This window comes from Pseudoduganella lutea (assembly GCF_004209755.1).
In the GTDB taxonomy this organism is placed as follows: Bacteria; Pseudomonadota; Gammaproteobacteria; order Burkholderiales; family Burkholderiaceae_D; genus Rugamonas; species Rugamonas lutea.
Genome location: NZ_CP035913.1, coordinates 5,978,281 through 5,997,784, shown reverse-complemented (window position 1 = coordinate 5,997,784; position 19,504 = coordinate 5,978,281). Strand labels below are relative to the sequence as shown.

Sequence of the window (19,504 nt, the reverse complement as noted above, 5' to 3'; positions counted from 1 at the left end):
CACTTTGCCGTCGAAGTGGGCGGCGCATTCGACACGCGCCAGGTGCGCCGTGCCGGCCCGTCAGCGAACAGTGCTCCCATTGCGACCATTCGTTGCAACAAATATACTGACGGCAACGACCGCATGCCGGTCTACTGTCCGGGTGCCCCTTGAGTCTGCTTCAAAATGTCATGCTGTTGATCCTGCTGGTGCTTGCCGCGGGTTTCCTGTCCCTCACCGAGATCGCCTTTGCCGGCGCACGCAAGATCAAGCTGAAACTGCTTGCCGAAGCGGGCGATGCGCGCGCGCTGAAAGTGATGGCGTTGCAGGAGCAGTCGGCCGACTTCTTTGCCGCCAGCCAGATCGGGCTGAACGCCATTTCGATCATGGGCGGCATCGTCGGCGAGGGCGCGCTGCGGCCGCATTTCATCGGCTGGATCTCCACGTTCTACAACGGCCCTGCGCTCGACAATATCGGCTTCGCCGTGTCGTTCCTCACCGTCACGTTCATGTTCATCCTGTTCGCCGACCTGATGCCGAAACGGCTGGCCATGCGGGCGCCGGAGCGCATCGCGGTAATGCTGATCGCCCCCATCTCCCTCTTCATCCGTATCTGCAAGCCCCTGTCCTGGCTGATCAACTCGGCCGCCAATGTGATCTTCCGCATCTTCAAGATCGACATGACGCGCGAAGACAGCATCACCTTCGACGAGATTTCCGCCGCCGTGGAAGCGGGGGCGCAGGCCGGCGTGCTGCAGAAACAGGAGCAGCATTTCATCGAGAACGTGTTCCAGCTCGAATCGCGTTCGGTCGCCTCGGCGATGACCACGCGCGACAACGTCGTGTACTTCAAGCTGAACGAGACCGAGGACAGCATCCGCGAGAAGGTCGCCAGCCATTCGAAGTTTCCCGTGTGCGACGGCACGATCGACCGCGTCATCGGCTATGTCGACACGCGCGACATCCTCGTGCGCCTGCTGCACAAGCAGGCGCCGGTGCAGCTGAACGAGCTGACGATCCGCACCGTGCCGATCATTCCGGACACGCTCACGCTGTCCGAGCTGCTCGACCGGTTCCGGGCCAGCAAGGAAACCTTCGCCGTCGTGATCAACGAATATGCGCTGGTCATGGGCGTCATCACGCTCAGCGACATCATGCTGACCGTGATGGGCAGCTGGGGCAACACGCTGGAAGAGGACAAGCAGATCATCCAGCGCGACGATGGCTCGTGGCTGATCGACGGCAGCACGCCGGTGGAAGACGTCAAGCGCACGCTGGGACTCGATTCGCTGCCCGAGGAAGAAAACTACGAGACCGCCGCCGGCTTCATGATGTTCATGCTGCGCAAGGTGCCCAAGAAAACCGATAGCGTGGAATACCAGGGCGTGAAGTTCGAGGTGCTCGACGTCGACCATTACCGGATCGACCAGCTGCTCGTGAAGCACCTCGCCCCGAAGGACACCCCATAGGCAGGTCCGGCCCCGCTGGCGCATAGGCCACGTATGCACTGCCCGTATGGCGCCTATAGCGAAACACCATGGCGTGCCCCGAACGGGTGCTGCTAGAATCGCCACATGTCAAACCTCCGGCAATGGAAGCGCCTGGTTACCTGGCTGGCTGTCGCGGCCATGCTGGCTGCCGCCTTGCTGCCGTCGATTTCATACGCCCTGGCCGCTAACGGTGCCGAAAGCCGCCTCATGAACACCATGCTGGCAGGGATCTGCGCACCAAGCGGCATGCGTTACGACGCTGCCACGATAACGGCGGTGATGGCGACAACGATTGCCGGGGATGACGACAAGGTGCCCGGCAAGCAGGCCGGCCACATGGACGACTGCCCGTGGTGCCGCCTGGCATCCGACTTGCCGGCGCTTCCCGCTGCCGGCCTGGCCATCGCACCGCAGGCTGACGCGGCCCTTCTTCCACCCCTGTTCTACCATTCGCCCGCGCCGCTGTTCACCTGGGCCGCCGGCAAGCCCCGCGGCCCTCCCCTCCTCGCCTGACCAGCCCGGCCGCACCGCGCGCGCCGCCGGCTGTCATATCTCGATTCGTATTCCCGCCGCCTGGCTGTCCAGGCGGCTGCCGCTTACCTGTTGACGAGGAAATATCTTGGCCATTCATCCTGCCCGCAAGCACCGGCGTGCCGTCGCGCCGCCCGCGCTCCGGTGGTGATCCCATGGACACCACCACTGGTTCCACCCTGTACCGGCGCATCTGGCGCTGGCATTTTTTCGCCGGCCTCTTCTGCGTGCCGTTCATCCTGTCGCTGGCCCTCACGGGCGGGGCCTACCTGTTCCATGCGCAGATCGACGACATCGTCTATGCAAAAGAGATGCTGCGCGCGGAAGGCGCTGCGCCCGGCGAGCGGCTGCCGGCGAGCCATCTGATCGACCAGGCCGTGCGCGCCTTTCCCGGTCGGGCCGCAGCGCTCACGTTGCCGGCCGACGGCCTGCACACTGCGCAGGTCGACGTGCAGCGCCCCGGTGCCGGCACGCTGCAGGTCTTCGTCGATCCGGTCGCGGGCAGCGTCACCGGCAGCGTGGCCGAGGCCGACCGCATGATGACTCTGGTCAAGCGCATCCATTCGCTGTCGGTACTGGGCGATGCCGGCAATGTGCTCATCGAGATCGTGGCCGGCTGGATCATCGTGCTTGTCGCCACCGGCATCTACCTGTGGTGGCCGCGCGGGCGCAGCGGCGGCGTGGTGTCGATCCGGCCCGCCGCGAAAGGCCGGACATGGTGGCGCGACCTGCATGCCGTGACGGGCATCTTCGCCGGCGTCGTCGTGCTGTTCCTCGCGCTCACGGGCATGCCCTGGTCGATCGTGTGGGGCACGAATGTCAATGCCTGGCTCAGCGCCCGCGACCTGGGCGTGCCCCACGGTGTCTGGGCCGGCATCCCCCGTTCCACCCTGCCTGCCGCGGCGCTGGGCGAACTGCCATGGAGCCAGCAGGCGCAGCCCGTGCCGGCCTCCGATCCGCACGCCGCGCATCATGGCGCCGCCGCCCACCCCGACGTGGGCCACGGTCCGGCGCCAGCCCACGCGCAGGGTCCGGACAGCGTGGTGCGCACCCTGGCCGCCATCGGCCTGCACGATGGCTACCGCCTCGTGCTGCCGCGCGATGCGCACGGCGTCTACAGCGCGATCCGCATGCCGGGCAAGCTGGAAGAGCGGCGCGTGGTCCATGTGGACCAGTACTCGGGCGCGGTGCTGATGGACATCGGCGCAGCCCAGATCCGCCCCGTGGGGCGCATCACCGAGTGGGGCGTCGCCGTTCACCAGGGCGAACAGTATGGCGCGATCAACCTCGCCGTGATGCTCGCCGGCTGCCTGGCGCTGGTGGCCATGTGCATCAGCGGCATCGCCGCCTGGTGGCTGCGCCGGCCGGCGGGCCGCCTGGCCGCGCCGCCGCGCCGCGAGTCCGACCGGCTTGCCCGGGGCGTGCTGGCCATCGCCGCCGTCCTCGGCTGCATCTTCCCGCTGCTGGGCGCTTCCATGCTGGCGGTCCTGCTGCTCGACTGGCTGCTCCAGTCCCTTCGGGGCAATCCACAACAAACAACAACAAATTGAGATGACCATCGTGAAACAACAGCACTTCACCGCGTACCCCTTGATCGCGATCTCCGCCTGCCTGGCGGCATCGCCCGTCGCCCTGGCCGGGGATACGCCACAGCCGTTGCCGACGGTGACGATCACGGGCGAACTGACCAGCAAGCCGGCCAGTGATACGGCCCGCGCGCTGGCCGCGGAGCAGGCACGCACCCCCGGCGGTGTCACGCTCGTCGACACCGACACCCTGTACCAGCGCAACGTCGCCAACACTGCCGACATGCTGCGCTTCGTACCGGGCGTGTGGGCGGCCAGCGCCTCCGGTTCCGACAGCACGTTCATCTCGATCCGGGGTTCCAACCTCGATGCGGTGGACTATGACGGCAGCGGGGTCAAGCTGCTGCAGGACGGCCTGCCGGTCACGGCCGCCGATGGCAACAACCACAACCGTTTCGTCGATCCGCTCGGCGCCCGCCACATCGTGGTCGCGCGGGGTGCCAACGCGCTGGCCTATGGCGCCAGCACGCTGGGCGGCGCGATCGAGTACATCACGCCGACGGCGCGCGACTCGGCGCCCCTGGAACTGTTCGTCAATGCCGGCAGCCATGGCCAGCGCCAGGCACGCGTCAGCGCCGGCGTCGTGCAGGGAGCATTCGACGGCATCGTGACCATCGACGCGAAGCGCCGCGACGGCTATCGCGTCCATAACCGCCAGCAGCGCGACAGCGTGCACGCCAACGCCGGCTGGCGGGTGAACGAGCGGGTCGACACACGCCTCTATGTCAGCTACACGCGCAACGACGAGGAACTGCCGGGCGCGTTGACCCGCACCCAGTGGCTTGCCGATCCGGACGGCGCGGATGCGGCAGCCGTCACGGGGCACTACCAGTGGAACGTAGAGGCATCCCGCGTCGCCAGCAGGACGACCTGGCGGATCGACGACGACAGCAGCCTCACGTTCGGCGTATCGTACGAAGAACAGGCGCTGTATCACCCCATCGTCCAGAACCCGTTTTTCAGCCTGCTGATCGACACGACGCAGCGCAACGCGGGCGCCTCCCTGCGCTACCAGCGCAAGATCGGCCAGCACGATCTCGTGGCCGGGGTGATGCAGGGCCGCACCACGGTCAAGGGCGGCAACTACGGCAACGACGGTGGCCGCCGCACCGCGCTGGCGACCCGCGTCGACAATGCCGCCGACAGCACCGAGCTGTTCGTGCTGGACCGCTGGAATGTTGCGCCGCGCTGGACGGCGGTGTTTGGCGCACAAGGCGTGCTGGCCGACCGCGACATCCGCAATACGGCCGTGGCGACGGGCAGCGTGCGCAATCCGAAGGCCGACTACCGCAGTCTCAATCCACGGGTCGGCGTGATCCGCGAAGTGGCGCCGGGCGTCGAGGCGTTCGCCAACGCCAGCCGGCTGTACGAAGCGCCGACCACCTACCAGATGGAAGACCAGGTCAGCGGCAACGACACGGCGCTCGACGCGATGCACGGCGCGTCCGTGGAAATCGGCACGCGCGGCGAGTACACGGCCGGCGGCGCGCACTGGAGCTGGGACGTGGCCGCGTATTACGCCAGGCTGCGCAACGAGATCCTGTCGGTGGATGACCCTTCGGCACCGGGCACGAGCCTGTCGCAGAACATCGACGCCACCATCCATGCCGGTGTGGAAGCGGCGCTGGGTGCGCGCTTCACGCTGGACCGGGTGGGTGCGCACCGCATCGAACCGCGGCTCAGCGTGCTGCTGAACCGCTTCCGTTTCGATGACGACGCGCTGTATGGCGACAAGCGGCTGCCCGCCGCGCCGCGCCATGCCGTGCGCGGCGAACTGCTGTATCGCCACGTGGGCGGCCTGTATGCCGGCCCGACCTTCGACGTCATCGGCAAACGCTACGCCGATTTCCACAATACGTACGCGATCGACCACTACGCGCTGTGGGGCCTGCGTGCCGGGTTCAGCAACAAGCAGGTGGATGTCTACCTCGAGCTGCGCAACCTTGCCGACCGCGAGTACATCGCCCGTCATGGCGTGCGCGCTATGGCCGCCCCGAACGCCGCGATCCTGTCCGGCGGCGAGCCCCGGTCGGCCTACTTCGGGGCACGCCTGCGGTTCTGAAGTGGACAGGTGGCGCGGCCAGCTCCGTGAGGTCCAGCAGCGCCTGGCCGGTAAAGCTGCGCGTGTCCAACGTTACTTGGCAGGTGGGCTGGGCCAGCGCGCCCAGGCCCCACGCCAGGCGGTTCGTCAGAGGCCCGGGGACTACTGCGAGAAACTGGACGTCACGTCGGGGTTCGCGCCATCGATCGCCATCCTGCCCGCGCCGGCCATGGCCAGGTTGTGCGCCTTGACCGCGTGGAACGATGCGCCCGGGCGGTAGCTGTAGGTGGGCGTCCAGCCCAGCTCATTGGTATAAGGCCCGACCGTGAAGCCGCTTTTCGAGGCGGCGGCAAGCACGTTGGCCCAGTTCGATTCCAGTGCCGCCCGCGCCGCGGCATCGATCTCGGCGGAAGCCGCCACGCCGTTGATCCACGAACCCACGTCCTTGAACTGGTAGCCATTCAGGTTCGCCACCACCTTCGATGCGTAGGAACCCGTGTTCGGGCCGGTGATCTCGAACGCGTTCGACTCGGACAGGATCTTCGATTCCGCGCCCATGCCGATGAAGTAGGCCAGGCGATAATCGCCCGCGCCCGTGTCGCCGCGGTAGTAGTTGTTGTAGACGTGGATGCGGCCGAAGCGGGCGCGCGGCGCGCGCTGCGTGATGTTGTGCCACACGTTGTTGTGGAAGGTCAGGCGGTTGAACTCGCGTTCCTTCACGCCGTTCTGGTCGCCCGAACCGCCCACCATGTTCGTCTTGTCGTGGTCCTTGAACACGTTGTACGAGATGGTGACGTAGTCGCTGCTGTCCTCGATGTCGATCAGCCCGTCGAAGCGGTTGACGCGCGACGTGACGCCATTGATCGTCACGATTTCCTCGGCCTGTTCACGGTCGGTCAGCGTGCAATGGTCGATCCACAGCTGCCTGCCCGTCACCACCGAGATCGCCTTGAAGCTGGAATCCCAGCTGCCCTTGCCATCCCAGCTCGGCGTGAGATCCGCCGGCGCCTGCAGTTCCAGGTTGCGGATGATGATGTTGCTGGTGGCGTTGATCGAGAAATAGCCGTCGACCAGCCGGGCGTCGCGCCCCACGCCGACGATCGTCGTATTGGAGGGCACGATGGACTGGATCTGCGTCTTTTGCAGCCGGCGCAGCGTGGTGCGCGCGGAGCTCAGCGCCGAGATGCGCGCGCGCAGGGCAATCGCCTCCGGATCGCCCTGCGCCACGCGGCTCGCCAGGTCGGCCATGAAGGCCGTGTCCAGGCTTTGCAGGTACAGCTTGAAGTCCCACTTCGCGGCCGTCGTGTTGGTCGACTTGTAGTACGCCTCGTCGGCCAGCTGGCCGTTGCCCAGGTCGGTGCCGTAGATGGTGCCGGCGATGCGGATGATCTTCGGTTCCAGCTTGGCCGCGGCGGGATTGGCGGCGTAGGTCGGGCTGTTGGCATTGGCCAGCGCGGCATTGAGCTCGGCCCAGTTGCGCACCACGTAGACATTGCTGTCCGGGGCGCCGGCGCCGCCCGTGGTGCCCGCGCCCTGCGACGCCCAGCCGGTGGCTGCCGCGGCAAGCCCCCGTGGCGCTGCCGCGGCTTGCTGTGACAGGGTGCGCGGCTCGGCGCCCGCCGCCTTCGCGGCAGCTGTCGGCCCGGTCGCCGGGTCCATGCCTGCCTCGCCGCCGCATCCCTGCATGAGCAGTGCCGCGGCCAGCATGCCGAACACTGTGCCGGCTGGTCGTCTCGCGCGCGGGAATCCTGTAAATCGTGTCTCCATTTTTTCGCCTCTTCAAGGTCATATTGGTCAGGCCAGTATAGATTTGGCTCGACCAGAAATGCGTGGATTGGCGAAAAACGCACCGGTCGCTGGTGAAATTGATGAGGTTTTATCAACGCGTTGATTGTTTGCCCGCTGATCAAACGTTTTCAATGTTGTTTTGTTGCTGTCCGGGCGAACTTGCCCGCGCCGGCGCTGGAAGGCGGCACGCCCAATTGCCAGAGTGCGGCCATGTCATCGGAAAATGCCGACCAGGCAGTGACCTTCCGGCGCTCAAGGCGCGGTGGTATCGCCGATCCGCGAGATGTAGGCATTCAGCTGCGCGATCAGCTCGCGGGTTCGTTCGCTGAGCACCCTGTAGGCTTCGCGTGCTTCCTTGAGCAGGCGGAGATCCTCGCGGGACGTTGGCGGCGGCAACGCTTCGAGCTCGGCGAGCATGCTCGAACGGGAATGCAGGATGTCGTTCAGCGACAGGAAGACCGGCTGGAGAACGAGATCGCTTTTCTCTTCATTCAGGTCTTTCAGCAAGCCATGCACGGTTTGCAGCACCACCCTGAAATTGTCGACCGCCTTGCGCCAGAGCAGTTGCGCCTGCGCGTCGCTGCGCCCGCCAGGTGCGCGTTCGACATGGGCGATATAGCGCGTTAGTGAATCGAGCACCATCATGTTGGAATCCGACGTCAGCCCCGCGAATTGCACGGAAAGGCGTTTCAGCCTGTCGCGATCGCGCACGGCAGCGACAAAACCGTAGGAATCGGTGCCGGCTTCCACGAGATCGCGCATGCCCTTGACGACTTTCGACATCGCCTCGCCCGCTTCCCCAAGGGTTTTTACCAGCACCGCCAGCGTAACCACGGGCGCGACGGCTTGGGCAACGGGGCACATGAAAACACAGCCGAGCACGATAAATGAGCGACGACGCATTCGGACCTCCTTTCGCCTTCAGGCGCGCCGGCAAACGCGGGTGCGTTCCCGCACGCGCGCAGGGATCGACTGCATGCAGCGTACTCCCATCATGCTTTTCAGGAAAGCACCCTGCAGCGTCGGCATGGCCGGCCCGATTTCCGGTACGCCGGACCCGGTAGCGGCATGAATGTCCAGATGGCGCCTCCAAGACCAAACGCTTAAAATCGCTTACAATCCGTAAGCGATTTGACTTATACGACTTTCACAAAGGATAAACATGCAGCGTTATGCGACAGGATTGATCGGCTTTGGCCTGGGCGGGGCCATTTTCCACGCACCGATGATTGCCGCGGTGCCGGGCCTCCGCCTGGCCCGCATCGCCAGTCGCAGCGCGCAAGCGGACGCGTTGCAGCCCTATCCCGGCGTGCAGCGCGACGACACGCCGCAAGCCATGCTGGACGACCCGGACATTGCCCTGGTCGTGGTGTGCACGCCGAACGCCAGCCATTACACGCTGGCCAGGGCCGCGCTGGAAGCCGGCAAGCACGTGGTCGTGGACAAGCCGTTCGTGCTGTCGTCCACCGAGGGCGACGAGCTGGTCGCCCTCGCCAGGGCCAAAGGCCTGAAGCTCGGCGTCTACCAGAACCGCCGCTGGGATGGCGATTTCCTGACGCTGCGCCGGTCGATCGAATCCGGCGAACTGGGCGAAGTCCACACGTATCGCGCGCATTTCGACCGCTATGCGCCGCAGGTAAAGGTGCGCTGGAAGGAACAGGCGCAGCCCGGTGCCGGCGTGCTGTGGGACCTGGGTTCGCACCTGATCGACCAGGCGCTGCAGCTGTTCGGCATGCCGCAATCCGTCACCGCGCACCTGTCGATCCAGCGCGACGGCGCCCAGGTCGAGGATGCGTTCGAGCTGGTGCTGGACCATGGCGCCACGAAATCCGTGCTGCACGCCGGCGCGCTGGTGCGCGCACCCGGCCCGCGCTACCAGGTGCACGGCACGCAGGGCAGCTTCGTCAAGTACGGCATCGATCCGCAGGAGGATGCCCTGAAGGCCGGCATGCGCCCCGGCGATGCCGGCTGGGGCCGCGATGCGCCCGACGCCTGGGCCACCGTCACGGCGGTGGACGGATCGCAGCGCACCGTGGAAACCGTCGCGGGGGCCTATGAATCCTTCTATCAGGGCATGTACGAGGCCATCGCCGAAGGCAAGGAAGTGCCCGTGAAGCCGCAGGAGGCGGTGGACGTGATCCGGGTGATCGAGCTCGCGCTGCGCAGCCACCATGAACGCCGCACCATCGATGCCGTCTGAGGAGAACCCCATGCAGGATGATTACGCCACGCTGTTGCAGGAACTCGCCCTCGAGGAATCCCAGTTGCAGTTCACGGCGTTCTCCAACGCCGACGCGCTGCGGCTCGGCACCGCGCTCGTCGAGCGCGCACGCGCGCAGGGCAAGGCCATCACGGTCGACATCGCGCGCAACGGGCACCAGCTGTTCCATCACGCGATGGACGGCACCTCGCCGGACAACGCGCACTGGGTGCGCCGCAAGAACAACGTGGTCCAGCGCTACGGCCGCAGTTCGTGGCACGTGGGCACGCAGTACCGCAGCAAGGGCAAGACCTTCGAGGCCGACAGCGGCACCGATGCCGCGGACTACGCGGCGCACGGCGGCGCCTTTCCCCTGCTCCTGCGCGGCACGGGCATGATCGGCACGATCACCGTCTCGGGCCTGCCGCAGAAGGAAGACCACGAACTGTTGACCGCCGTGCTGCGCGAGTACCTGGACGCGCCGCGATGAGCGCGCGGATGAGCGAAGAGATGGACGAACAAGGATGAACGAGCTGAACGCGCTGTCGCAGACGCGGCGGCTGGACGCAATCTGCGATTACCTCGGGCAGCACTACCGCATCGGCATCGAGGACATCTGCCGGCTGTTCGGCGTGACACGCGATACCGCCCGCCGCGACGTGGTGCGGCTCGACGCGGACGGGCGCGTGCTGCGCGTGCGCGGCGGCGCCGTGCTGCCGCCGCAGGGTGGCCAGGTGCGCCAGTACCAGGACCGCGGCGGCACCTCGTCCGCCAGGCAGGCGATCGGCGCCGCGGCCGCCGCGCTCATCCGCAACGGCGAACGGGTCCTGTTCGACACGTCGACCACGGTGTCGGCAGTCGCCCGCGCGGTGACCTCATCACCGCTGCACGCGGTGACCAACTCCATCGACATCGCCGAAGCCCTGGGCGGGCGCGATGGCGTGGAACTGCACCTGACCGGGGGTCGTTTCAATCCCTGGCAGCGCAGCCTCGAAGGCGCGCAGGCGCGGCTTGGCGTTGCGCACTTCCAGTTCGACAAGCTGGTGCTCGGCGCGTGCGCCATCGACCCGCAAGGGCTTACCTGCCCGTCGGACGAGGAAAGCTCGCTGAAGAAAGCGATGATGCGCCAGGCCAGCCAGGTCATCGTGGTGGCCGATGCAACGAAGTTCGGCAAGGCGTTCCTGCACCGGCTGTGCGCCTTCGACGCCATCGATGTGCTGGTCACGGACGCGCCGCCGCCCGCCGCGGTGATGACGGCGCTGGAAACGGTCGGGGTGGCGGTCGTGCTTGCCGATGGCGCGCGGGAGTAATCTGCGCGCCATCGGCCGGACTGGCATGGCACCAGCGCCGGAGAGGCCGGGGAGCATGCCCGGATACCGTCCGGGCGCGGCGACAGGTATTTTTCCCGGCGACCACCGCAAGCATCGCTCTTGCGCGGTGGACAAGCATATACTCGCTGCATCCGTTTTACGACGCGGGCGGCACCGCGATCCCCGATGAGCAGCATGCGCAGCAAGACCTTCTACCTTTTCGGCTTGCTCGCCGCATTGGCGGTGACCCTGCTCTCCCCCTTCCTTGCCTATCGCGAAGCGCAACGCCGCGCCTATGAAACGGAAGCCGAGCTGGCGCTGGCCTATGCGCGCGACGTGGGACACCGGACCGATGAAGCGGCGCGCCAGGCATTCGTCGGCATCGGGCGGATCAAGCGTGCCGGCCTCACGGACTGCACCCCGGAAGCCCAGGCATTGATGCGGCGGATCGATCTCTCGTCGACCTACCTGCAGGCGATCGGGCAGGTGCGCGACGGTGTCATCGTCTGCTCCTCCATCGGCTCGACCCGCATGCCGCTGGGCGACCGGACGTTCGAGACAGCGGCCGGCGTGCGGGTTTACCTGCACGTGCCGGTCGATGGCATGGGCCCCGATTCACTGCTGGGCCTGGAACGCGACGGCTATGCGGTGCTCATCCATAGCGACCTGCCGGTCGACACATCCGGTGCCAGGTCCGGTATTTCCATCGCGATCTTCCACATGGACCAGCCAGCCAATTCGCCTCCCGCGGTTGCCAGGGGGGCCGTTTCGCCGCACTGGCGCGCGCATCTGCGCGACCAGCGGGCGGTGACATTCGTCGACGACACCCATCTGGTCGCCATCGTCCGTTCCACGAAAAGCGCGACAGTCGCCCTGGCCGCGCTTCCCGCCTCGCAACTGCATGAACGCGAGAAGGCCAACGCATGGCGGCTCGTGCCCGCAGGTCTCGCCGCAGGATTGGCGTTCGCGGCGGCGATCCTGCTGCTGGCGCGGCGCCAGATGTCCATCGCGGCGGCGCTGCGCTACGCCCTTCGGCACGACGAGTTCTTCGTCGTCTATCAACCGCTGGTCAACCTGCAGACCGGCCGGCTGGTCGGCGCCGAAGCCCTGCTGCGCATGCGCCGCGGCACCGGCGAATTGATCGGCCCGGACCTGTTCATTCCGATCGCCGAGGAAAATGGCCTCGTTGGCAAGCTCACGGAACGCCTGCTGTCGCTGATCGCGCGCGACATCGGCATGTTCCTGTCGGAGCATCCGGACTTCCACATCGCCGTCAACATCGCCGCGGCGGACCTGCATTCGGAAAACCTGCCATCGATGCTCGACGATTTCCTGGCACGCAGCCATGCCGGTCCGCGCAACCTGGTCATCGAGATCACCGAACGCGCCTTCGTCGACCCGGACCTGGCGCGGCGAACCATTGCCCGTCTGCGCGAGCGCGGGATCGAGGTCGCGATCGACGATTTCGGCACCGGCTACTCGAGCCTGTCGCAACTGGAATCGCTCGACCTGGACCTGCTGAAGATCGACCGGGCGTTCATCCAGTCCATCGGCACCGGCGCCCCGACCAGCCAGGTGGTCGGCTACATCATCGCGATGGCGCAGCGGATCGGCCTGCGCATGGTCGCCGAGGGTATCGAAACGGAAGAGCAGGCGTCGTTCATGCGCGAGCATGGCGTCGACGTCGCTCAGGGGTGGTTGTTCGGCAGGCCCATGGCATTCGATGCGCTCGAACGCGAATACCTCGCCAGGCAGGCGGAGATCGCCGAGCGATAGGAGGCAGCCGCTGCTGTCGAGCGGGCGACGGATCAGGAAGCAACGCGCTCCAGCCACCGGCGCGCAGCGCGCTCGGCGTCGTCGTATGCCGCCGCGCGGGCATACGCCCGATGCGCGTGGGCGGGTGTGCCGCCAGTGCTGCGGTCGAGCCATGCCAGCCGCTCGTCATCCGTCAATGTGGACCACCATGCCGCCACGACATCGGCGGCGGCTTCGCGTGCGTGAAAGACGTCGCCGCCCACTTCCTCGCCATCGGCATGCAGCCGCAGGCGCCAGCCGCCGCCATGGCTTTCCGGGCGGGGCGTGATTTCATACGTGTAGCGCATGCACTGCCCCGGAAAAGAGGATCGTGTCTGCCGCTGCGCGCCCGGAACATGGGCAAGGAAGATGGATAGCGAATTGCATGTGTGGCCGAGGAGTGGAAATCTCCTGTCTAGCAAAAACCGTGCAACGCTATGTACGACGGGCGAACGCGGACGCCGGGCCGATCGCGTACGGTGCCACTGTAAGAATCACCGACACCAGGAACAGTGCGGGCAGCCGATCGGGACCGCCCCGCACTCGCGCGATCGCCCCTACCAGCAGTTCTCGAGCGCGATGCCGATCGTGTATCCGTTCAGCGCCTTGCCGAAGATGCCGTTCGCGGCCAGCGGATCGCCATCGGCCGCGGCGGCGCGGGCCGCGTCGTTCCAGCGCGCCTGCGTGAAGAACAGGCGCAGTTCGGGGCGGTCGAAGTAGCCGCGCCCGGCGGACAGCGCGACCGCGCCGGTGAACTTGGTCAGCCGCCGCACGTCGCCATGCTTCGGCGCCACGCGGTCATGGCCGATGTCGGCCAGCAGCTTCACATGCCGGGTCACGCCATACGACAGGCGCCCGCCCGCGCTGGCCCACGTCTTCGCCTTTGCCGGATCGTGCGCGGTGTCGCGCTGCCAGACTGCGACGAGCTCGGCGCCGAGCCGCTCGTTGACCTGCGCCTGCCAGCCTTCGACGATGCGCAGGCGATGCACGTCGCTGCCGTTGGCGGTGTCGCCGGTTGCGCCATTGTCCGCGCCCGCCCCGGTGCCCCATTGCAGCACCAGCCGGTTCTCGCCGGTGCCCAGCACCCCGGTCTGCCGGTGCTGCACCGTGAGCATCGACCCGCCGTGGCGATCGCCACCACCGCTGCCGTTGCCGTGGATGAGCGTCAGCCCCAGTTCCAGCGCGCCGCCGGGGTTCACCTGCAGGCCGCGCAGCTGGAGGTCATGCCGGCTGGCGATATCGCCGACCTGCATGTTCGGCATCGTTTGCCGGTCGTCGTGGAGGAAGGCATAGCTGAACTTCAAGCCGCCGACCGGCACGTTCTCGATGCCGCCGCCCAGGCCGGACGGATTCCAGTACATGAAGTCGGTGATGTGCGTCGACTCGCGCTTGTAGTAGCGGCGCCCGGCCCACAGTGTCGCGCCGCCCAGGCCGGGAAGGTTTTCCAGCGCCAGGTAAGCCTGCGGCAAGCCGATGGTCCAGCCGCCCTGCGGCCGCCGCGCATTGCTGGACGCGGCATTGTTGCCCAGGTTGAGCATGGCGTAGGCCTTGAGCGTCGAACCGTCGGTGCCGCGCTGCAGCTGCTGGCCGAGCAGCAGCTCGCCATACACGCCGCATTCGTTGCCGAGGCGGTACTTTGACTCCGCGCCGGCCAGGCCGAAGCAGGTCTGCCCGCCGTGCGCGGAATTGACGCCGGCGTGGGCGCGCAGGTACGAGTCGATGTCCAGGGCGGCCGCGGGAAAACCCGACGCGAGCGCGAGCAGCGCCGGCGCGATGTGCTTGATGCGCATGATGTCTCCTGATTGATTTTCTGGTCGTGCATGGCCGCCCGCCGGTCGCGGCTTGCAAGCGCGCGGCAAAAGCGGTTCCCGTCCCGCCGCGACGGTGCCGTGGCGGGTTGCATGGTCCGGGATGGATTGGTGGGCCCTGTGCCCTCAGCCCTGTATTGCGGCGGGCCGGGCGGCCCGGCCCGCGGGCACGGAAGACTGCAAGCCGCGTGGCTTGCAATCAGCGTTCAGCCGCTAGCCGAGCATGGCGTCGACTTCCTGCGCCGTCGGGGCATACGGCCCCGCGTGCATCGCCGCCACGGCGGCCACGGCCGCGATGCGTGCGAGCTGGCGCGGCGCAGGCATGTCCGGATGCAGCAGCATGCCGCTGACCCAGCCCGCCATCGCGGCGTCGCCGCAGCCCACGGTGTCGGCCACGTCGACACGGCACGCCGGCGCATCCAGCACGCGCTCGCCGCTGATCAGGCACAGGCCGTCCGCGCCGCGCGTCAGCAGGATCTCGGCTTGCGGCGCCAGCGCGCGCAGTTCGGCCAGCGCATCGCGCGGCGACAGGCCCGGAAACAGGCCTTCCAGGTCTTCGTCGGACACCTTGATGCAGCTTGCGATCGACGCAATCTGCTGGAAGGTGGGCCGGTAGGCGGGGTCGCGCATCGCATCGCGGAAGTTCGGATCGAACGCGATGCGCTTGCCCGCGCGCTGCGCCAGCACGGCCTGCTCCACCAGGCGCCGTGCCAGCGGTTGACGCGCCAGCGACAGGCTGCCCAGGTGGATCACGTCGGCGGCGTCCAGCCAGCCTTCCGGCAATTGCCCGGGCTGGAAATGCAGGTCCGCGCTGTTCTCGCCGAGGAAGACATAGCGCGGCGGATGGCGCGACGTGACCATGGCGAGGAATGGCGCCGCATCGACGCGCTGCAGGAAGCGCTCGTCCAGGCCGGCCTGCGCCCCGGCTGCCGCAATCTCGTCGCCGAAGGCATCCATGCTGACGGCACCGGCATAAGCCGTCTGCACGCCCAGCCGCGCGCCCACCCGCGCCACGTTCCAGCAGGAGCCGCCGGGATGGGCGTGCCAGGTGCCGTCGTCCTGGCGGATCATGTCGGTCAGCGCTTCGCCGAAGACCACGTAGCGGGGCAGCGGGCGGGAAGAATTCATGTTTTGCATTATCAGTTCGCCTGTTGTTGGTAACGCCATTTGTCCAGCATCACGGCCAGCACGATGACGGTGCCCTTGGCCACGTACTGCCAGAAGGAAGACAGGCCGAGGATCGTCAGCCCGTTGTTGAGGAGCGCGATGATCAGCGCGCCGATGACCGTGCCCCAGATCGTGCCCACGCCACCCATCAGGCTCGTGCCGCCGAGGACCACCGCGGCGATCGCGTCGAGCTCGTAGCCCGATCCCCAATTGCCGTTCGCGCCATACAGCCGGCTGGCGGACATGGCGCCCGCGGTGCCCGCGCACAGCCCGGAGAACGCATACACGAACACCGTGACCAGGCCGACCTTGATGCCGGTCAGGCGGGCCGCCTGCGCATTGCCGCCCACCGCATACACGTGCATGCCGAGCACCGTGCGCCGCAGGATGAACCAGGCCACCACCACCAGCGCCGCGGCAACCCACACCAGCCACGGCAGGCCGGCGAACGAATCGTTGCCGATCCATTCGAAGCTGGGGATCTCGCGGTTCAGGATCGTCGTGCCGTCGGCCAGCAGGTAGGCGGCGCCGCGCAGCGCGGTCATGGTGCCGAGCGTGACCACGAAAGGGTTGATCCGGAAGCCGGCGACCAGCACGCCGTTCAGCAGGCCCAGGCCCAGGCCGGCCATGAGGAACACGGGGAGCGACAGTGCCGGCGCGTTGCCGGGCAGCGAGGCGATCATGCCGAGCACCGCCGACACGGCCAGCACCGAGCCGACCGACAGGTCGATGCCGCCGGTGAGGATCACGAAGGTCATGCCAGTGGCGAGCACCAGGTTGATCGACGTCTGGCGCAGCACGTTCATCGTGTTGGCCGACGTGGCGAAATTGGAGATGCCGTCCTCCGCGAAGTAGCCAGTCAGGAAATAAAACACGATGTACAGCGCAACGAGCACGGGCAGCATGCCGAGCGTGGCGAACATGCGCGAGAACGCCTGGCCGATGCCGGCCCGCGGGGCGGCACGCCGCGCCAGGCCGGGGTCTCCCTGCCCCGGAAGCGGGGACAGCGAGGGTTCGATGGTCTTCGGATGGGTGAGCATGATATCTCCTTATGCGGCCTGGGCCAGGGTGGCCAGCGCCATGATGTTTTCCTGCGTGATCTGTTCGCCTTCCAGTTCGCCGGCCAGCCAGCCTTCGCGCATGACCAGTACCCGGTCGCACACGCCGATGATCTCGGCAAGCTCGCTTGAAATGCACAGCACGGCCACGCCGGCGTCGGCAAGTTCATGGATGATCCGGTAGATCTCGTGCTTGGCGCCGATGTCGACGCCGCGCGTGGGCTCGTCGAGGATCAGCACGCGCGGCCCGATGGCCAGCCAGCGCGCCAGCAACAGCTTTTGCTGGTTGCCGCCGGACAGGCCGCCGATGATGCCTTCGGGACCGGCGCCGCGTGCGGACAGGCGGCTGATCGCCGCGCGCGTGACGCTCAACAGTTCGCCGTGCCGCAATACCCCGCAGCGCGCATGCACGCCGAGCACGTTCATCGTCACGTTCGCCAGCAGCGACTGCTGCAGGAACAGTCCCTGCCCCTTGCGGTCTTCCGGCACATAGGCGATGCCCTGCCGGATGGCGTCGGCCGGCGCGCGGATCGTGACGGGGATGCCGTCGAGCTCGACCGTTCCGCCGGCCATCCGGTCGGCACCGAACACGAGGCGGGCCAGCTCGGTGCGGCCGGCGCCGACCAGGCCGGCAAGCCCGACGATTTCGCCGGCGCGCACTTCCAGCGAGGCGGGATGTACCCTGGCCCCGTGCACGCCGCTGAGCTTCAGCCGCACGGCGCCGGGTGCGCGCTGCCGGGCATGCTCGTAGAAGCCGCCGAGTTCGCGGCCCACCATCATGCGCACCACCGTTTCCGGCGTGGCTTCCTCGCGGTCGAGCTCACCGATCCAGGTGCCGTCGCGCAGCACGGTGACGCGGTCGGCCAGCATGCGCACCTCGGCCATGCGGTGGCTGATATAGATGATCGCGATGCCGCGCGCGCGCAGGCCCCGCATCACGTCGAACAGGCGCTCGGTCTCACGCTCGGACAGCGCCGCCGTCGGTTCATCCATGATCAGCACGCGGCTTTCATGCACCAGCGCGCGGGCGATTTCCACCTGCTGCTGGTCGGCGATGGACAGGCCGCTCGCGATCCGCGTCGGCGCGAACGTCGCGCCGAGGCTGCGCAACACTTCCGCGGCGCGCCGGTGCATCTGCGCGGTGTCAACGATGCCGAAGCGGCCGCGCGGTTCCGCGCCCATGAAGATGTTCTGGGCGACGGTGAGGTTCGGCGCCACCGACAGCTCCTGGTAGATCAGGTTGATGCCGCAGGCACGGGCGTCGGCCGGGCAGGTGATGCGCACCGGCTTGCCGGCCGCGCGGATCTCGCCGGCATCGGGCTGGTACACGCCGGCAAGGATCTTCATCAGCGTGCTCTTGCCGGCGCCGTTCTCGCCCATCAGCGCATGGATTTCGCCGGGGCGGATGGTGAGCTGCACGCCGTCGAGCACCGTGACGGCGCCGAAGCGTTTGCGAATGCCGGATACTTCGAGCACCGGCTCTGGAATTGCGGTTACCATGTCTCCTCCAGTGAGGTTCTTGGGTGGGTATGGATGGGTAGGTGCGGGCCTGGCCGCGCGGGCCGCCCTGGACAGGGCATGGGCCGGCCGGGCAAGCGGTAAGCCTGTGCAATGCGGGTGCGCCGTCAAGGTGCGCAACGCAGGTGCCCAGGCGGGCGCGCTAGTGGCTGGCCCAGCCCTTGTAGGCCGCCACGTTTTCTTTCGTGATCGCCGGTGTTGGAATCAGCACGGTGGAGTTGGCCGGCCGCTTGCCGTGCATGATGCCATAGCCGATTTCAATCGCCAGCGTGGCCATCCGGTACGGGTCTTGCGCGGCGGTGACCGCGAAAATGCTGTTGCGCGATTTCAGCGCGGCTTCCGCGTCGGGCGCGCCATCGACCGAGGCCACCATCCGCACGTCGCCGCGCCCGGCCTGCTTGACCGCCAGTTCGGCGCCGATCGCCGACGGGTCGTTGATCGCGAAGACCGCGTCGATCCGGCGATGCGCGGTCAGCAGGTTGGTCATCACTTCCATGCCGCCATCGAGGCTGCCCTTCGCATCCTGGTTGTCGGACACGATGCGGATGGCGGTGCCGGCGAAGGCACGCTTGCAGCCGGCCACGCGGGCGATCACGGCCGTGACGGGCGGGCCGTTGACGATCACCACGTTTCCCTTGCCGTTCAGGCGCTGGACGATGCGCTTGCACGACTCGACGCCGGCCATCGTGTTGTCGGACATGATCGTGGCATCGGCGTTGTCGGCGCCGACGTCGACCGCCATCACGACGATGCCGGCGTCGCGGGCCTTCTGCAGCACGGGCGCGATGCCTTTCGGATCGGTCGCGTTGACGACAAGGATGTCGACCTTGCTGGCGATGAAGTTCTCGATCTGGCCGACCTGCGTATTCAGGTCGTACTTGCTGGACACGGTGGTGACCCTGACCTTGCTGCCGCCGATCTTCCTGGCCGCGTCCCCCGCGCCCTTGCCGATGGCCACGAAATATGGATTGGCGAGGTCGCTGACGGCGACGCCGACCGCCTTCAACGGCCGCGCCGCGCCGGCCTGGCCTGCCAGCGCCAGGCCGATTGCCGCGATGCAGGCGCACAGGGCTTGTCTTTTCATTGCATGTCTCCGGTTGTGATGAGTAGGCGCGGTATTGCCTTCGTGCCGCAGGCCGTCTTGCGGCCCGTGTCGTGATTCTGCTGTCACGAGCGAACTTTACACGTGTCGACTTTTTGACGTCAACTGATTTTTTTGCAAGACTGTGGCAGG

Annotated in this window: 16 protein-coding genes; 8 read left to right on the top strand and 8 right to left on the bottom strand. The window is 67.3% G+C overall.

Going from position 1 to position 19,504, the window contains the following annotated elements; genetic code table 11:
- The first annotated feature begins 149 nt into the window (after positions 1 to 149).
- From paeA to EWM63_RS25350, 4 genes are all read left to right on the top strand, one after another.
- Positions 150 to 1,448, top strand: coding sequence for a polyamine export protein PaeA (gene paeA / locus EWM63_RS25365; RefSeq protein ID WP_130189012.1), 1,299 nt, complete (start codon positions 150 to 152; stop codon positions 1,446 to 1,448).
- Between the two features lie 105 nt (positions 1,449 to 1,553).
- Positions 1,554 to 1,982, top strand: a complete 429-nt coding sequence (locus EWM63_RS25360) for a DUF2946 family protein (RefSeq protein WP_130189011.1) — start codon at positions 1,554 to 1,556, stop codon at positions 1,980 to 1,982.
- A 173-nt stretch (positions 1,983 to 2,155) separates the two neighbouring features.
- Positions 2,156 to 3,550 (top strand): PepSY-associated TM helix domain-containing protein, encoded by a 1,395-nt coding sequence (locus EWM63_RS25355; protein WP_130189010.1) that lies wholly within the window; start codon positions 2,156 to 2,158, stop codon positions 3,548 to 3,550.
- A gap of 1 nt (position 3,551) precedes the next feature.
- A complete protein-coding gene (locus EWM63_RS25350) occupies positions 3,552 to 5,648 on the top strand; it encodes a TonB-dependent receptor family protein (RefSeq protein WP_130189009.1) in 2,097 nt (698 codons plus the stop codon).
- Positions 5,649 to 5,789: 141 nt separating this feature from the next.
- Here EWM63_RS25350 and EWM63_RS25345 read toward each other — a convergent pair whose 3' ends face one another.
- Together EWM63_RS25345 and EWM63_RS25340 are read right to left on the bottom strand one after the other, a co-directional pair.
- Positions 5,790 to 7,394, bottom strand: a complete 1,605-nt coding sequence (locus EWM63_RS25345; protein ID WP_130189008.1) for a pectate lyase family protein — start codon at positions 7,392 to 7,394, stop codon at positions 5,790 to 5,792.
- A gap of 273 nt (positions 7,395 to 7,667) precedes the next feature.
- Positions 7,668 to 8,318: a hypothetical protein gene (locus tag EWM63_RS25340; protein ID WP_130189007.1), complete on the bottom strand. Its 651-nt coding sequence runs from the start codon at positions 8,316 to 8,318 to the stop codon at positions 7,668 to 7,670.
- Between the two features lie 259 nt (positions 8,319 to 8,577).
- Between EWM63_RS25340 and EWM63_RS25335 the strand changes: the two genes are divergently transcribed.
- The 4 genes from EWM63_RS25335 to EWM63_RS25320 all read left to right on the top strand — a co-directional run bounded on the left by EWM63_RS25335 (position 8,578) and on the right by EWM63_RS25320 (position 12,701).
- On the top strand, positions 8,578 to 9,615 hold the full coding sequence (locus tag EWM63_RS25335; protein ID WP_130189006.1) for an oxidoreductase: 1,038 nt from the start codon (positions 8,578 to 8,580) through the stop codon (positions 9,613 to 9,615).
- 10 nt (positions 9,616 to 9,625) lie between these two features.
- Complete coding sequence (locus tag EWM63_RS25330; protein ID WP_130189005.1) at positions 9,626 to 10,105, top strand: heme-degrading domain-containing protein; 480 nt, start codon at positions 9,626 to 9,628, stop codon at positions 10,103 to 10,105.
- Between the two features lie 34 nt (positions 10,106 to 10,139).
- A complete protein-coding gene (locus EWM63_RS25325; RefSeq protein WP_130189004.1) occupies positions 10,140 to 10,925 on the top strand; it encodes a DeoR/GlpR family DNA-binding transcription regulator in 786 nt (261 codons plus the stop codon).
- A 195-nt stretch (positions 10,926 to 11,120) separates the two neighbouring features.
- A complete protein-coding gene (locus tag EWM63_RS25320) occupies positions 11,121 to 12,701 on the top strand; it encodes an EAL domain-containing protein (protein ID WP_165390919.1) in 1,581 nt (526 codons plus the stop codon).
- 32 nt (positions 12,702 to 12,733) lie between these two features.
- Here EWM63_RS25320 and EWM63_RS25315 read toward each other — a convergent pair whose 3' ends face one another.
- The 6 genes from EWM63_RS25315 to EWM63_RS25290 form a co-directional block, all read right to left on the bottom strand.
- The gene (locus EWM63_RS25315; protein ID WP_130189002.1) at positions 12,734 to 13,027 is read right to left on the bottom strand and encodes a hypothetical protein; all 294 of its coding nucleotides are present in this window, start codon (positions 13,025 to 13,027) and stop codon (positions 12,734 to 12,736) included.
- A gap of 249 nt (positions 13,028 to 13,276) precedes the next feature.
- A complete protein-coding gene (locus tag EWM63_RS25310) occupies positions 13,277 to 14,509 on the bottom strand; it encodes a maltoporin (RefSeq protein WP_130189001.1) in 1,233 nt (410 codons plus the stop codon).
- Between the two features lie 231 nt (positions 14,510 to 14,740).
- Entirely contained in the window at positions 14,741 to 15,655 is a 915-nt protein-coding gene (locus EWM63_RS25305) for a carbohydrate kinase family protein (protein ID WP_130189000.1), read from the bottom strand.
- An 11-nt stretch (positions 15,656 to 15,666) separates the two neighbouring features.
- Complete coding sequence (locus EWM63_RS25300; protein ID WP_371861126.1) at positions 15,667 to 16,734, bottom strand: ABC transporter permease subunit; 1,068 nt, start codon at positions 16,732 to 16,734, stop codon at positions 15,667 to 15,669.
- Between the two features lie 9 nt (positions 16,735 to 16,743).
- The gene (locus tag EWM63_RS25295; RefSeq protein WP_130188999.1) at positions 16,744 to 18,252 is read right to left on the bottom strand and encodes a sugar ABC transporter ATP-binding protein; all 1,509 of its coding nucleotides are present in this window, start codon (positions 18,250 to 18,252) and stop codon (positions 16,744 to 16,746) included.
- 160 nt (positions 18,253 to 18,412) lie between these two features.
- On the bottom strand, positions 18,413 to 19,354 hold the full coding sequence (locus EWM63_RS25290; RefSeq protein ID WP_130188998.1) for an ABC transporter substrate-binding protein: 942 nt from the start codon (positions 19,352 to 19,354) through the stop codon (positions 18,413 to 18,415).
- Between the last annotated feature and the right edge of the window lie 150 nt (positions 19,355 to 19,504).

Excerpts from the sequence above, each read along its gene's own strand:
- EWM63_RS25360 (WP_130189011.1), top strand. The coding sequence starts at position 1,554 with ATGTCAAACCTCCGGCAATGGAAGCGCCTGGTTACCTGGCTGGCTGTC.
- EWM63_RS25355 (WP_130189010.1), top strand. The coding sequence starts at position 2,156 with ATGGACACCACCACTGGTTCCACCCTGTACCGGCGCATCTGGCGCTGG.
- EWM63_RS25350 (WP_130189009.1), top strand. The coding sequence starts at position 3,552 with ATGACCATCGTGAAACAACAGCACTTCACCGCGTACCCCTTGATCGCG.
- EWM63_RS25345 (WP_130189008.1), bottom strand. The coding sequence starts at position 7,394 with ATGGAGACACGATTTACAGGATTCCCGCGCGCGAGACGACCAGCCGGC.
- EWM63_RS25340 (WP_130189007.1), bottom strand. The coding sequence starts at position 8,318 with ATGCGTCGTCGCTCATTTATCGTGCTCGGCTGTGTTTTCATGTGCCCC.
- EWM63_RS25335 (WP_130189006.1), top strand. The coding sequence starts at position 8,578 with ATGCAGCGTTATGCGACAGGATTGATCGGCTTTGGCCTGGGCGGGGCC.
- EWM63_RS25330 (WP_130189005.1), top strand. The coding sequence starts at position 9,626 with ATGCAGGATGATTACGCCACGCTGTTGCAGGAACTCGCCCTCGAGGAA.
- EWM63_RS25325 (WP_130189004.1), top strand. The coding sequence starts at position 10,140 with ATGAACGAGCTGAACGCGCTGTCGCAGACGCGGCGGCTGGACGCAATC.
- EWM63_RS25320 (WP_165390919.1), top strand. The coding sequence starts at position 11,121 with ATGCGCAGCAAGACCTTCTACCTTTTCGGCTTGCTCGCCGCATTGGCG.
- EWM63_RS25315 (WP_130189002.1), bottom strand. The coding sequence starts at position 13,027 with ATGCGCTACACGTATGAAATCACGCCCCGCCCGGAAAGCCATGGCGGC.
- EWM63_RS25310 (WP_130189001.1), bottom strand. The coding sequence starts at position 14,509 with ATGCGCATCAAGCACATCGCGCCGGCGCTGCTCGCGCTCGCGTCGGGT.
- EWM63_RS25305 (WP_130189000.1), bottom strand. The coding sequence starts at position 15,655 with ATGAATTCTTCCCGCCCGCTGCCCCGCTACGTGGTCTTCGGCGAAGCG.
- EWM63_RS25300 (WP_371861126.1), bottom strand. The coding sequence starts at position 16,734 with ATGCTCACCCATCCGAAGACCATCGAACCCTCGCTGTCCCCGCTTCCG.
- EWM63_RS25295 (WP_130188999.1), bottom strand. The coding sequence starts at position 18,252 with ATGGTAACCGCAATTCCAGAGCCGGTGCTCGAAGTATCCGGCATTCGC.
- EWM63_RS25290 (WP_130188998.1), bottom strand. The coding sequence starts at position 19,354 with ATGAAAAGACAAGCCCTGTGCGCCTGCATCGCGGCAATCGGCCTGGCG.